The organism is Clostridium hydrogeniformans DSM 21757 (genome assembly GCF_000686705.1).
Lineage (GTDB): Bacteria > Bacillota > Clostridia > Clostridiales > Clostridiaceae > Clostridium_Z > Clostridium_Z hydrogeniformans.
The window spans coordinates 62,292-75,477 of sequence record NZ_JMLJ01000018.1; the positions used below are offsets into that span (position 1 = coordinate 62,292).

Consider the following 13,186-nt stretch of genomic DNA (forward strand, 5'->3'; position numbering starts at 1 on the left):
TCCGTATTTACTTATTATTTCTTTGCTTATTCTTAGGAACTACGCAGGTTCCTATAGCCTTACAAACAACTATAGGTTCTTCCAGTACATCACAAGCTGAATCATTTAAGTCTGGTCTTGGAACTATAACTTTTCTAGCTTCGAATTTCATTTTTCTAGAAGAATTACCTTCTTCTATGATTTCTCCAACAGCTTCTATATAGTCTCCAGCATATACAGGAGCAAGAAACTCAACTTGTTCATAGGCTCTAAATAAACCCTCATCTCCATCTCTTAGTATAAGAAGCTCCGTAGCCACATCTCCAAATAGTTGAAGCATTCTTGCTCCATCTACTAAATTACCTCCATAATGGGCATCATGAGCACTCATTCTAAGTCTTATTAATGACTTCATATATATCCCCCTCTCCTTAATAAAATATAAACACTATATAATTTTATAAATAAAAATAATGTAAATAAAAAGAGCACTGAATTTTTCAGTGCTCTAGATAACAAATATAGTATTTCTATCTATGCAATGAAAAAGTGTTTCATCACATAAATAGCGCTCCATGGAAATCATGGCAAGAGTAAAACTTTTGTATCTCACTCCCAAGATTTATTATAAGAACATAATAAATCTTTCGGCAAATAAGAAATTCATTAAAAATATTGAAGGTTCTTCTCCTTAACACTTTTTAACTACCAGCTTACTTGCTCCTCTATTTATGGTCTATAAATTTTAAATTATTTTAATTTTCATAATATTATTATATTATTCTAGGAATTAAATGTCAATCAGTTAATATTTATTTTTAATACATTTCAAATAAAGTAAATCTTATATCTATATTAAAAGTTTACTTTAGATAAGTTTCACTGAAATACTGAAATGGTGATAAGGTATCTTCATGCTATTATAAGTCATTGAGATTAGGGGAGAGATTTTAAGGGCATGATCTTAAATACTAAAATAAAAGGGTATCAGCATTAATAGTTATAGATTTATATAACCAATTATATGGCTATGTTTGTAATTGGTTATTGTATAATATAATGAGTACTAAAGAACAAATTATAATCTTCTTACTGGTTAGTCATAAAATTTATGGGGGTAATAGCTATGGATTCAAGAGATTGGCTTATTTTAAATATAATAGATGAGGAACGAAGTTTAACTAAAACAGCAGAGCGTCTTTTTATTTCTCAGCCTTCTTTAACATATCGTCTTAATAAACTAGAAAAAGAATTCGATGTAGTTTTATTAAATCGTTATTCAAATGGAGTGTCATTTACTCCTCAGGGAGAATACATACTTAGTTATGCTAAAGAGATGTTAGAAAGATTAAATAGTGTTAAAATTCATGTTCAAAATATGAGTGAGTCCATATCAGGTACTGTAAGAATAGGTATTAGTACAGTTTTTGCAAAATATAGACTAGCTCCTATATTAAAGGGATATAAAGATAGGTTTCCTAATGTGAATATAGTCTTGAAAACAGGATCAAGTACTTTAGAGTTACCTGAAATGCTTGAAGATAACAGTGTTGATTTTATTATAAGAAGAGGAGATATGAATTGGAGTGAGAAAAAACATGTTATTTTAGAAGAACCTAGTGGAATCATTTCATTAAAACCAATTGATTTTGATAATTTGCATCTGAATCCTTGGATCCAAGATAAGGCAACTGTTATTACTAAAGCTGATAAAGATTTTTATCATTGGTGGGAAAACCGCTCTTCTTTAAATAAACCTATTAATATAATACAGGTTAATTCAGTAGAGGCTTGTATGGAGATGGTTTCCCAAGGATTAGGATGGGCTTTTTTACCTAAAATACATATTCAAAATAGAAAGAACCTTCATTTCTTACCCTTATTTTCACATAATGGAGAGGCGCTGAAAAAAGAAACAGTTATGTTATATAGAAACAAAGCTTTAAAAGAGCCAGCTGTTAAGAAGTTAATAGATTATATTTTAATAGAATATAAAAGTATTTAGTCCTCTAAGTTCATAGCTATAAAAAAATTTTATTGCCAGGGTATAAAATATGAATATTTCTTTAAAGAGTTTTTTCATGCTAAAATTCAAGGCGTTAGATATTTTTTTATGGCTTAATCTAAACGTTTAACTTAGGGGGAATGAATGATGATTAAAACAATAAATGAAAAGAAAAAATCTTTTAAAATGCCACATACCTTTGTAATTATTCTTTTCATCGTAGTATTTGCTACCATATTAACCTGGTTTGTACCAGCAGGGGAATTCCAGAGAGTTAAAAATGACTTAGGTATTAGTGTGGTAAATCCAGATTCCTTTACTTATACTGAAAATTCACCTGTTAGTATATTATCTATTCCAAAACAAGTTATAGCTGGATTTGTAAAATCTGTTGACTTGTTTTTCTTAATTTTGCTATCTGGGGGTGCTTTTAATGTTATTGTAAGCAGTGGAGCGCTTCAAGCGGCGATAGGTAAGGTAGCAAAGAAATATGCAACAAAGGAATCTATTTTTATTCCTTTATTAACCCTTTTATTTGGTCTTATTTGCACTACTCAAGGGGTAAATATGTTTATTGGGTTTGCGCCTATTATGGTTATGATATCTAGAGCTATGGGCTTTGATTCAATTGTAGGTGCAGCTATTATTCTATTAGGTGGAGCTATAGGGTTTTCTACAGGAACATTAAATCCAAGTACCACTATTGTAGCTCAAAAGTTAGCTGATCTTCCTCTTTATTCAGGCATTGAATTTAGAGTTATTTGTTTTATAGTGTACATGATTGTTACAAATATATTTTTAGTTAGATATGCTAAATCCATTCGTAAAAATCCTGAACTAAGTCCTATGTATGATTTGGATTTACAAGATAAAGGAAGTGGAGATAAGGGTTTAGAAGAATTCGGAACTATGGATATTAGAAAGTGGTTAGTACTTCTTTCACTAATAGTTACCTTATGTATTATCGTATATGGCGGTATTAAATTAAAGTGGGATCTTGCTGAAAGTTCAGCAGCATTTATTTGGTTAGGAATTATTGCAGGAATTTTTGCTGGTTATGGCCCTAGTAAAATTGCTTCATGTTTTGTAAATGGAGCTAAAAAGATGGTGTCAGCTGCAATGATTATTGGTATGGCAAGGGCTGTTCCAGGGGTATTAACCTCAGGCCATATAATCGATAGTGTTGTCCATGGATTGGCTAACGTTTTAAATATAGTACCTAATTTTCTTCAAGGTATTGCAATGTTTATTACTAATATTATTATTAATGGGTTTATAACTTCAGGGAGTGGACAAGCAGCGGCAACCATGCCTATAGTTATTCCATTATCAGATATGGTAGGACTTACTCGTCAAACAGCGGTATTAGCATATAATTTTGGGGATGGATTTAGTAACTATATTTTACCTACTTCTACAGCTTTAATGGGTATTTTAGGAGTTACAAATATCCCTTATGATAGATGGATGAAATTTATGTGGAAGATGTTCCTTATATGGATAGTAACAGGTTGTATATTAGTATTTATTGCTCAAGTAATTCATCTTGGACCATTATAAAAGAAATAAAGAGGTAATATAATATGACAAAAGAAAATGTAATTAAAAAGATTGATGAAATTAAGCCAGAAATTTTACATATGGCAGATTATATATTTGATAATCCAGAACTAGCTTTTAATGAATACAAGGCTTTTGATAAGTTAACTGATTATCTAGAAAGAAATGGATTTTCAGTTGAAAGAGGGCTAGGGTCATTAAAAACAGCTTTTAGAGCAGTTTATGAATATGGAACTGGAGGTCCTAGTATAGGATTATTATGTGAATATGATGCCTTAGAAGGATTAGGTCATGGATGTGCTCATCATATGCAAGGACCAAGCATAGTAGCCTGTGCTGTAACTATTAAGGAAAATATGAAGAATAAGCCTTTTAAATTAGTAGTATATGGAACCCCAGCTGAAGAGGGGTGCGGTGGAAAGTTAATAATGCTAGAGGAGGGATGTTTTAAGGATATTGATGTGGCATTGATGATGCATGGGGGACCGGCAACTCAAACTGACATAAAATCTTTAGCATCAACTAGTCTTAAGGTTACCTTCTATGGTAAAAGTTCTCATGCTGCATTAAAACCTGAGGCAGGAAGGAGTGCCCTTGATGCATTATTACTTACATTTCAGGGAGTAGAATTCCTTAGAGAACATGTTTTAGAGGATACTAGAATGCATTATACTGTCCTTAATGCAGGTGGACCTTGTAATGTAGTACCATCAGAATCAGTAGGTTCTTTTAGCTTAAGATCTTATAACTCTTTTTATTTAAGAAATGTAGTAGAGCGATTTGAGAAAATTGTGATGGGTGCTGCTATGATGACTGAAACAACTTACAACATAGAAGTTGTAAAGAGCCTACATAGTAAGATTCCAGTATATAAGTTAAATGATTTATTAATGAAGAATGCAGAGTTAGTAGATGCACCAGGAAGGAAGCCAGCAAGAGAGAAAACGGGCTCTACTGACTTTGGAAATGTTATGTACAAGCTTCCGGGATCTTGTATAAGGGTAGCCTTTGTTGATGAAAATGCATCATCTCATTCCATGGAGTTTGTGGAAAATGGAAAGTCGGAAAGTGGACATAATGCTATAATTACTGCAGCAAAGATACTCTCAGGAACGGTTTATGATTTAATTGAAAATCCAGAATTATTAATTGATATTAAAAAAGAGTTTGACAGTAGAAAAAAAGAGATGAATAAATCATATTCTATTTAACTTTTAACATATATTCTATATATTGATAAATGAAATCAAGTAGGATATTTACAATTATATCTATAAAAAAATACAATATAAGAGCACTATGGATATTAAATTAAGATAAATAATATTCATAGTGCTTAATTTTAAATTAACCTTAGATTTTAATTAATATTAAACTAATCATAGCTATTAGGTAGTTAACCTAATAGCTATGAAAAATTACACTTTATATTCTTGCTACACCACTTTTTATAGCAGCTTCTTTTACCGCTTCAGCAACTTTATCTTGAACCTCTTTATTAAAGGATTTAGGAATTATATAGTCTGAGTTTAACTCCTCATCACCTATAGCATTTGCTATAGCATAAGCTGCAGCTATTTTCATTTCTTCATTAATTTCTCTTGCACGAACATCTAAAGCACCTCTAAATATTCCAGGGAAGGCAAGAACATTATTAACCTGATTAGGGAAGTCAGATCTACCAGTTCCAACTACCTTTGCGCCAGCTTCCTTAGCATCCTCTGGGAATATTTCAGGAGTAGGATTTGCCATAGCAAATATTATAGCATCTCTATTCATGGATTTTACCATTTCTTTTGATACACAGTTTGCAGCAGAAACTCCTATAAATACATCAGCACCCTTTAAAACATCTTTTAGAGAACCTGATTCCTCATTATTAGTTATTTCAGCAAGAGAAACCTTAGATTCATCCATTCCTTCTCTTCCCTTGTATATAGCACCTTTTCTATCACACATTATTATATTATTAACTCCACAAGATATTAGAAGCTTAGCTATGGCAACTCCAGCAGCACCAGCTCCATTCATAACTATTTTTAGGTCTTCCATTTTTTTATTAACAAGTTTTAAAGAATTTATAAGACCAGCTAAGGTAACTATAGCAGTTCCGTGTTGATCATCATGGAATACAGGGATATCTAATCTTTCTTTAAGTCTCTTTTCTATTTCAAAGCATCTAGGAGCAGATATATCTTCTAGATTTATACCACCAAGAGAAGGGGATATTCTAACTATTGTCTCAACGATTTCGTCCACGTCTTTAGTATCTAGGACTATTGGAAAGGCATCAACATCTCCAAAAACTTTAAAAAGCATTGACTTTCCTTCCATTACTGGTAGGGAACTTAAGGGACCAATATCTCCAAGGCCTAAAACAGCTGAACCATCTGATATAACAGCTATTGTATTCCATTTTCTAGTATATTTATAAGCTAGGTCAGGATTTTTTTGAATCTCAAGACAAGGTTGAGCAACTCCAGGAGAGTATGCAAGACTTAAGTCTCTAGAGTCCTTAACTTCAGCCCTAGCTATGATTTCTATTTTACCTTTATGATCTTCATGAAATTTAAGAGCTTCTTCGTAAATGTTCATATGAATCTCCTCCAAACAGTAAATATTAATTATATATCAATTTTAACATATGTATTAAGGAATTGATGCTAAAAGTTATTATATAAGAATAAGTTTAGAAGTTTATCTAAAAATTATGCAAATAGGGGAATAATAAAATATAAAACATATGTAAACAAAAACATAGCGAAATTTAATAATAAATTAAAAAATAATGTTCGTAGATTTATTGACTATTAACTTTCACTTTGATAGTATTTTAAAGGTAGAAAATCTACTTAAATAAATTAAATAAATTTTTTAGGGAAAACTATAATAGCTTTTTAAATTAAGGTTATTATATAAATTAGTTATTAAGTGAGAAATTTTAGTAATTTAGGTAACTTAAGAATGGAGGTTTTTATATGTCAGCATTTATAGTTGTTGGAGCACAGTGGGGAGATGAAGGAAAGGGTAAAATGACAGACTATCTTGCAGAGGGTGCAGATGTAGTTGTTAGATACCAAGGAGGAAACAATGCAGGTCATACTGTAGAAGTTGGAGATAAGCAGTATAAGCTTCACTTAATTCCTTCAGGAGTTCTTTATGAAAATAAACTAAATGTTATAGGAAATGGATTAGTTGTAGATCCAAAGGCTTTCTTTACAGAGATAGATTACCTAAAAGGATTAGGGGTAGATATAACTCCAGATAGATTAATTGTAAGTGATAGAGCTCATTTAATTATGCCTTATCACAGAACTCTTGATGCTTTAAAAGAAAAAGCAAGAGGTAAGAATGATATAGGTACTACTGGTAAGGGTATAGGTCCTTGCTATACTGATAAGTATGAAAGATCTGGTATAAGAGTATGCGATTTAATGCATAAGGAAGTATTCAAAGAAAAACTTATGGAAAATATAGAAGCGAAAAATAAATATATAACTGATGTTTTAAATGGAGAGGCTTTAAGCTTTGATGAAATATATAATGAGTATTTAGGATATGCTGAGAGGTTAAGACCTTATGTAAAAGACGTGTCTGTTAGAGTGTATGATGAGATTAAGGCAGGTAAGAAGGTTTTATTTGAAGGAGCTCAAGGAATGCTTCTTGATATAGATCATGGAACTTATCCATATGTTACATCATCTAATACAACTTCAGGTGGAGTATGCAGTGGAGTTGGAATAGGACCAAATATGATAACTAATGCTATAGGAATAGCAAAGGCATATACTACAAGAGTTGGTAAGGGACCATTTCCAACAGAGTTAAATGATGAAACTGGTGAGTGGATAAGAGAAAAAGGACATGAATATGGAGTTACCACAGGTAGATCAAGAAGATGTGGATGGCTTGACCTTGTAATATTAAAAACAACAGCAAGAGTATGTGGCTTAACATCCTTTGCAGTTACTAAGATAGATACATTAGCGGGTCTAGAAAAAATAAAGGTTTGTGTTGGATATAAATTTAATGGAGATGTTATAGATTACTTCCCAGCAAGCCTTGAAGATTTAGCTAAGTGTGAACCAGTTTATGAAGAGTTTGAAGGCTGGGGAGAAGAAGTTGCAGATGCTAGAAGCTATGATGAACTTCCAGAGAATGCAAAGAAATATTTAAAGAGAATAGAAGAGTTTACTGGAGTTAAAATGGCAATAGTTTCTGTTGGACCAAGAAGAGATCAAACTATGATGGTTTCAGATATATAGCATATGAAAAGGGTGGAGTTATTACCATCCTTTTTTTTGCTTATGACTATAGACAAAACCAACTTGTTGAGATATAATTTCATTAGAAAATCATTATCAGTTGAATGGAGTGATTGTATGGAAATTAATAAGGATACTATAATTGGAGATATATTGAATGAATATCCAGAAGCCATGGATATATTTGAGCAGTTTGGCTTAGGATGTGCTGCTTGTTCTTCATCTCAAAGGGATACTCTACAAAATGCATGTGAAATGCATGATGTTGACCCAGAGGTATTACTATATGTATTAAACAACTAAAAGAGAGTCTTTAAGACTCTCTTTTAGTTTTGTACTATTTAGTAAATACTAAATACATTTTTAGCTTTGGATTCCATAATTTTTAAATCATTAGTTTAAACATAAAATAGGGACTATTATTAATAAATCACAATTGATGCTAGTAATGGCTATAACTATAGGGAGGAATATCTAGAAGCTTATCTAGGGTAACTATATTAAAATCATTTTCTTTCAAATAATCTATGATTAAAGGTAGGGCTTCAGCTGTAGCGTTAGTATCTTTAGTTGTATGCATAAGAATTATATCGCCAGGTCTTATATTATCTTTTACATTATTAAATATGTTATCCTTATCTCTTTTAGACCAATCTAAGGTATCAATAGACCATAAGGCAACTTTTAAATCTCTTTCTTTATATTCATCTAATTTATCTATGGCTCCATAGGGGGGACGAATTATATTTGGAGCTTTACCTATTAAATTTTTAATTTTGTTATCAGTAATATCTACTTCTTCACAAAACTCTTCTTTAGAAATCTTACTTAAATCTTTATGAGTATTGGAGTGGTTTAAAACTAAGTTACCTTCTTCAAATGTTCTTAAGACTACTTCAGGATATTTATCTATATTTTCTCCTATAAAAAAGAAGGATGCTTTTACACCTTTATTTTTTAGTATATCTAAAACTTTAGGAGTAACCATATTGTCGGGTCCATCATCAAAGGTTATTGCAACATCCTTAGAGGTTTTAGGACCATTTATAAATATTAAATCTTTATTTTCATTAGCTAAGTCAACTATATCCTTTCTCCATTTATCCATGGAATCTTTAGCAGACTCTGATAAATTAGAAGATTCCCCTAGGATAGGGTAATAAGAAAAATCCTTATTTTTAAATTCAGATACTCCTTTTACTTCAGAATGGGGAGAATTAGGAGATGAAGTACACCCATAGAGTATTAATGAAAAAGTCATTATAAAAGTTAAAAATTTTTTCATGGGAAAAACTCCTTAAATCATATTTAATCATTAGTTTAGTCAATTATAAGTTAAAGTATTCTAGGAAAGAGGGGAGAAGTAGTAAGAAATATTTTAACTTTTGTTAATAAATATTTACTTAACTAGAAAGAAGGAGTAATATGATATACAATTTATAGTTAAGAAGAAGCAAGGAGGAAATTATGAGTATTTATGAGAAAAAATATGAAGTTTGTTATTATGATATAGATTTATTTGGTAAATTAAGGCTATCATCTTTAATAAATTTCTTGGGGGATATCGCCACAGAGCACAGTGAAAAGGTAGGTATAGGTATAGAATTCCAAAAGGAAAATAATAAAGCTTGGGTTCTTTATAAGTGGGATATTGAGCTCAATTCTCATATTTCTTATGGAGATGAGCTGACAGTAAGGACAAACCCCTATTCCTTTAGAAAGTTTTATGCTTTTAGGACTTTTGAAGTTTTAAATAAGGAAGGCAAAGTAGTAGCAAAGGCTAAGTCCATGTGGCTTATGATAGATATAAAAAGAAGAAGAGCTATAAGGGTACCAATTGAAATATGCGATGCTTATAATGTATCCTGTGACCTAGAGCTTCCAATGGGGGAGGTACGAGACTTCCAAGGGAAAGAGGTTGAAACCTTCTATACAGAATATGAGCATATAGATACTAATAATCATGTAAATAATGTTAACTACATAACTTGGGCAATAAATAACACTCCTATGGAAAAGTTAGAAAAGCTACTTCCTCAAAATATAAATGTTATATATAAAAAAGAAGCTAAGTATAAGGAACTAATAAAGGTTGAAACTGAATTTATAGAGGAAGAGAATGTTGGACTTTATAGATTTAAAAATGAAGAAAATGAAGATTTAAGCATAATTGAAATAAAATTTAGTGAAAAATAAAGATGCTAATTAGCATCTTTATTTTTATTATAAATACTATTTGATACCTTAAATCCAGAACTCCAAGCCCATTGAAGGTTAAAACCACCACAATCTCCATCTACATCTAGGACTTCTCCACAAAGATATAAGTTTTCTACAACCTTAGATTCTAAGGTTTTATTACAAACTTCTTTTGTGTTTATTCCTCCACAAGTAACTTGAGCATTGTTAAAAGGATTAGTGCCTATAACTTTAAATTCCCATGACTTTAAAAGTTTTATTATAGAAGATTTTTCTTTAAAACTTAAATTATAGCAAGGCTTATGGATATCATCTACTCCAGCTTCCTTAAGAATTATAGGGATTATTTTTTTATTAATAAGTCCTATAAAGGCATTAAAAATACTTCTATAAGAGAACATACCAAAGTGATTATCCATAAAGTTAGTAAGGTCTTCTAAAGACTCATCAGGCATCAGATCTACATTTATTTTTAATTCTTTATCCTCATATAGTGCCTTAGATGCTATTCTACTTAATTGAAGTATAGGGGGACCAGATATCCCATAGTCAGTAAATAAAATTTCCCCATATTCCTTTTTTATAGGGGTTCCATCTACTAGTATTTCAGCATAACCATTAAATTTTACACCAGATAAAGCCTTTAAACTTTTATGACTAAGCTTTAGTTGCACCAATGCAGGTAGGGGCTCAATTAAGCTATGACCCAAAGATTTAAGTAATGTATAGCCAGAGCCATCAGAACCTGTACTTTGAGCAGTTTTTCCACCACAAGCAATAATTAAGTTATCACAAGTATATTTAACATCAGAATTATTTACTGATATTATGAATTTTCCACTTTGCTTTTTTATACTACATACCTTGTGATTTAGGTATAGTGGAATATCTCTCTCTTCAATAGCAAACCTTATTACATCTATAACAGAAGAGGCTTGAAGAGACATAGGATACATCTTACCATTTTCTAAGGTGGTTATAGGAAGGCCAAGCCCGGAAAAAAAGTTTAATGTATCATCTACAGAAAAGGATGATAAGGTATCAATGAAAAATTCTTTATTGTCGCTGTGATAATTTATAAAAGGATGTTTTATAAATTCATTGGTTATGTTGCATCTTCCATTACCAGTAGTCAAAAGCTTTTTACAAATTCTATCGGTACCTTCTAGTATAGCAACATCCATCCCAAAATCTTTACAGTTTATGGCAGAGAATACACCAGAGGCTCCTCCACCAATTATAATAGTATGGTGATATATCATATTTGACTCCTTTTGTAACCTAAAGTATATAAGGTTTCTTTTCTATCTAGTTTAACTTTAAAATCATTTCTTAACTCTTCAACTTTTGACTTATCAATATTAGATATGATTAAACCTTCATTGTTGAAATTATGGCATAATACCTCTCCAAGAGGAGATACTATCATAGAATCCCCACAATAGTTTAAGCCATTAGAGGACCCTACTCTATTTACTCCAAGGATATAACACTGATTTTCAATAGCTCTAGCTTTTAATAGGGTGGTCCAATGATAGGATCTCTCCTTTGGCCAATTAGCTATAACTATTATACAGTGGCTTCTTTTAGATAATATTTGAAACAATTCAGGAAATCTTAAATCATAACAAATAGTACTTCCAAATTCTATATCTGATATGGAGGTTGTTATAAAATCTGAGCCACCTAAATAATGTTTTGATTCTTCCCCAAAAGAAAAGGGATGAATTTTTGAATATGAAGAAAGTATCTTACCTTCAGAGGATACTATTACTAAGTTGTTCTTTGCTTTATCTTTGAGTTTTTCAATATATCCAAAGGCTATATTAATATTAAAGTCCTTAGCAATTTTAGAAGACCATAGAACAGTATCAGATCTTTCAGGGGATTCCTCACCTAAATTAATAGTATTCATAGAAAAGCCTGTTAAGGTCATTTCAGGGAAAACTATGAGTTCACATTTTTTATAGGATGCTTCTTTCACAAAGGTTAACACTGTATTTTTATTAAAGTTTTTATCTTCCCATAATATATTCATTTGACATAGTGCTATTTTCATAAATAAATCACCGCCTTATAGGAAAAAATATTTGTAATTTATATTAACAAATAGATTATACCATTTAAAACCCTTAGGAAAAATAATATAATATAAGGTAAGAAAAACATTATCAATAAACATAAATTATTAAGTTTAAGGAGGAAAAGAATTTATGAAGGCTAAAGATTTTATGACTTTCAAAAAATGGGCAGTAGTTGGAGATGTTACTAATGATAGTAAGTATGCATATAAGATTTTAAATAGATTAAAAGCAGCAGGATATATGGTAGAGGGTGTTAATCCTAAAGGAGTACAAGGGGCTTTTAATAGTTTAGAAGAGGTTCCATATGCTATAGAAGTGTTAGATTTATGTATAAATCCAGTAAAAGGCTTAGAAGTTTTAAAAGAGGCTAAGAAGCTAAATATACAAAATGTATTAATTCAACCAGGAGCAGAAAGTAATGAGATACATGAATACTGCAGAGAGAACAATATAACTGCTATAAATGGTTGTGCATTGGTGGAACTTTCAAATTTATAGGAAAAAATTAAGTATAGAAATGTTAAAATAGTTTACTATAAGATAAGGAAGAAGTATACAAAAGGGATAGGACCTATCTATAGCTAAAATTTTAAAAGATTTAAGTATATCTTGTAGTAATTGATATTTTTCATCATTATACTAGGTTATTTAAGGATTTGATATAATATAACAATAAATGTTATATTATATATTAAAGACTTACAAAAATAATAAAAAAAAATTCAAAAATATGTTGACATGAAAAGTTGTTTAATGTATTATAATAAATGTCGAGTGATTCGAAAAATCTCTCGAGAAGTATATAAGGCCCATTGGTCAAGCGGTTAAGACACCACCCTTTCACGGTGGTAACAGGGGTTCGATTCCCCTATGGGTCACCATTATTTATGGGCGCATAGCTCAGCTGGGAGAGCACCTGCCTTACAAGCAGGGGGTCACAGGTTCGATCCCTGTTGTGCCCACCATAAATATGGCCCAGTGGCTCAGTTGGTTAGAGTGCCGGCCTGTCACGCCGGAGGTCGAGGGTTCGAGTCCCTTCTGGGTCGCCATATTACCTTTAAAACAAAATACAAGGCCCATTGGTCAAGCGGTTA

General features: G+C 31.2%; 12 protein-coding genes, 3 tRNA genes and 1 riboswitch. Of the genes, 10 read left to right on the forward strand and 5 right to left on the reverse strand.

Annotated elements, in window-relative coordinates:
* Window positions 1–7 precede the first annotated feature (7 nt).
* Complete coding sequence (kal, locus tag BR69_RS0111490) at window positions 8–394, reverse strand: 3-aminobutyryl-CoA ammonia lyase (protein WP_027633331.1); 387 nt, start codon at window positions 392–394, stop codon at window positions 8–10.
* A 143-nt stretch (window positions 395–537) separates the two neighbouring features.
* A riboswitch (Lysine riboswitch) is annotated at window positions 538–715 on the reverse strand.
* Between the two features lie 390 nt (window positions 716–1,105).
* Between kal and BR69_RS0111495 the strand changes: the two genes are divergently transcribed.
* The 3 genes from BR69_RS0111495 to BR69_RS0111505 all read left to right on the forward strand — a co-directional run bounded on the left by BR69_RS0111495 (window position 1,106) and on the right by BR69_RS0111505 (window position 4,755).
* A complete protein-coding gene (locus BR69_RS0111495; RefSeq protein ID WP_027633332.1) occupies window positions 1,106–1,984 on the forward strand; it encodes a LysR family transcriptional regulator in 879 nt (292 codons plus the stop codon).
* Between the two features lie 147 nt (window positions 1,985–2,131).
* Window positions 2,132–3,544, forward strand: coding sequence for a YfcC family protein (locus tag BR69_RS0111500; RefSeq protein ID WP_034849816.1), 1,413 nt, complete (start codon window positions 2,132–2,134; stop codon window positions 3,542–3,544).
* Window positions 3,545–3,567: 23 nt separating this feature from the next.
* Window positions 3,568–4,755: a M20 family metallopeptidase gene (locus BR69_RS0111505; protein WP_027633334.1), complete on the forward strand. Its 1,188-nt coding sequence runs from the start codon at window positions 3,568–3,570 to the stop codon at window positions 4,753–4,755.
* Between the two features lie 214 nt (window positions 4,756–4,969).
* Here BR69_RS0111505 and BR69_RS0111510 read toward each other — a convergent pair whose 3' ends face one another.
* Entirely contained in the window at window positions 4,970–6,139 is a 1,170-nt protein-coding gene (locus BR69_RS0111510; protein ID WP_027633335.1) for an NAD(P)-dependent malic enzyme, read from the reverse strand.
* A 383-nt stretch (window positions 6,140–6,522) separates the two neighbouring features.
* On the opposite strand from BR69_RS0111510, the gene BR69_RS0111515 reads away from it, so the two are divergent.
* Window positions 6,523–7,809, forward strand: coding sequence for an adenylosuccinate synthase (locus tag BR69_RS0111515; RefSeq protein ID WP_027633336.1), 1,287 nt, complete (start codon window positions 6,523–6,525; stop codon window positions 7,807–7,809).
* A gap of 117 nt (window positions 7,810–7,926) precedes the next feature.
* On the forward strand, window positions 7,927–8,112 hold the full coding sequence (locus BR69_RS21840; RefSeq protein ID WP_027633337.1) for a DUF1858 domain-containing protein: 186 nt from the start codon (window positions 7,927–7,929) through the stop codon (window positions 8,110–8,112).
* Window positions 8,113–8,251: 139 nt separating this feature from the next.
* Here BR69_RS21840 and BR69_RS20450 read toward each other — a convergent pair whose 3' ends face one another.
* Complete coding sequence (locus tag BR69_RS20450; RefSeq protein WP_051623592.1) at window positions 8,252–9,094, reverse strand: polysaccharide deacetylase family protein; 843 nt, start codon at window positions 9,092–9,094, stop codon at window positions 8,252–8,254.
* 182 nt (window positions 9,095–9,276) lie between these two features.
* On the opposite strand from BR69_RS20450, the gene BR69_RS0111530 reads away from it, so the two are divergent.
* Entirely contained in the window at window positions 9,277–10,005 is a 729-nt protein-coding gene (locus BR69_RS0111530; protein WP_034849818.1) for an acyl-[acyl-carrier-protein] thioesterase, read from the forward strand.
* Window positions 10,006–10,010: 5 nt separating this feature from the next.
* Here the strand turns inward: BR69_RS0111530 and BR69_RS0111535 are convergent, their stop codons facing one another.
* Together BR69_RS0111535 and BR69_RS0111540 are read right to left on the reverse strand one after the other, a co-directional pair.
* Window positions 10,011–11,270, reverse strand: coding sequence for a BaiN/RdsA family NAD(P)/FAD-dependent oxidoreductase (locus BR69_RS0111535; protein ID WP_034849819.1), 1,260 nt, complete (start codon window positions 11,268–11,270; stop codon window positions 10,011–10,013).
* Window positions 11,267–12,067, reverse strand: coding sequence for a nitrilase-related carbon-nitrogen hydrolase (locus BR69_RS0111540; protein ID WP_027633340.1), 801 nt, complete (start codon window positions 12,065–12,067; stop codon window positions 11,267–11,269). Before BR69_RS0111540 ends, BR69_RS0111535 begins: the two co-directional genes overlap by 4 nt.
* A 154-nt stretch (window positions 12,068–12,221) precedes the next feature.
* On the opposite strand from BR69_RS0111540, the gene BR69_RS0111545 reads away from it, so the two are divergent.
* The 4 genes from BR69_RS0111545 (at window position 12,222) to BR69_RS0111560 (ending at window position 13,141) form a co-directional block, all read left to right on the forward strand.
* Window positions 12,222–12,590 carry a CoA-binding protein gene (locus BR69_RS0111545; RefSeq protein WP_027633341.1) on the forward strand — a complete coding sequence of 123 codons (369 nt, stop codon included), beginning with the start codon at window positions 12,222–12,224 and terminating at the stop codon, window positions 12,588–12,590.
* 308 nt (window positions 12,591–12,898) lie between these two features.
* A tRNA-Glu gene (locus BR69_RS0111550) sits at window positions 12,899–12,973 on the forward strand.
* An 8-nt stretch (window positions 12,974–12,981) separates the two neighbouring features.
* Window positions 12,982–13,057: transfer RNA gene (locus tag BR69_RS0111555), tRNA-Val, on the forward strand.
* A 7-nt stretch (window positions 13,058–13,064) separates the two neighbouring features.
* Window positions 13,065–13,141 (forward strand) — tRNA-Asp (locus BR69_RS0111560).
* The last annotated feature ends 45 nt before the right edge of the window (window positions 13,142–13,186 follow it).

Bases quoted from the DNA above. Each gene is read 5' to 3' on its own strand.
- kal (WP_027633331.1), bottom strand. From the start codon at position 394: ATGAAGTCATTAATAAGACTTAGAATGAGTGCTCATGATGCCCATTAT.
- BR69_RS0111495 (WP_027633332.1), top strand. From the start codon at position 1,106: ATGGATTCAAGAGATTGGCTTATTTTAAATATAATAGATGAGGAACGA.
- BR69_RS0111500 (WP_034849816.1), top strand. From the start codon at position 2,132: ATGATTAAAACAATAAATGAAAAGAAAAAATCTTTTAAAATGCCACAT.
- BR69_RS0111505 (WP_027633334.1), top strand. From the start codon at position 3,568: ATGACAAAAGAAAATGTAATTAAAAAGATTGATGAAATTAAGCCAGAA.
- BR69_RS0111510 (WP_027633335.1), bottom strand. From the start codon at position 6,139: ATGAACATTTACGAAGAAGCTCTTAAATTTCATGAAGATCATAAAGGT.
- BR69_RS0111515 (WP_027633336.1), top strand. From the start codon at position 6,523: ATGTCAGCATTTATAGTTGTTGGAGCACAGTGGGGAGATGAAGGAAAG.
- BR69_RS21840 (WP_027633337.1), top strand. From the start codon at position 7,927: ATGGAAATTAATAAGGATACTATAATTGGAGATATATTGAATGAATAT.
- BR69_RS20450 (WP_051623592.1), bottom strand. From the start codon at position 9,094: ATGAAAAAATTTTTAACTTTTATAATGACTTTTTCATTAATACTCTAT.
- BR69_RS0111530 (WP_034849818.1), top strand. From the start codon at position 9,277: ATGAGTATTTATGAGAAAAAATATGAAGTTTGTTATTATGATATAGAT.
- BR69_RS0111535 (WP_034849819.1), bottom strand. From the start codon at position 11,270: ATGATATATCACCATACTATTATAATTGGTGGAGGAGCCTCTGGTGTA.
- BR69_RS0111540 (WP_027633340.1), bottom strand. From the start codon at position 12,067: ATGAAAATAGCACTATGTCAAATGAATATATTATGGGAAGATAAAAAC.
- BR69_RS0111545 (WP_027633341.1), top strand. From the start codon at position 12,222: ATGAAGGCTAAAGATTTTATGACTTTCAAAAAATGGGCAGTAGTTGGA.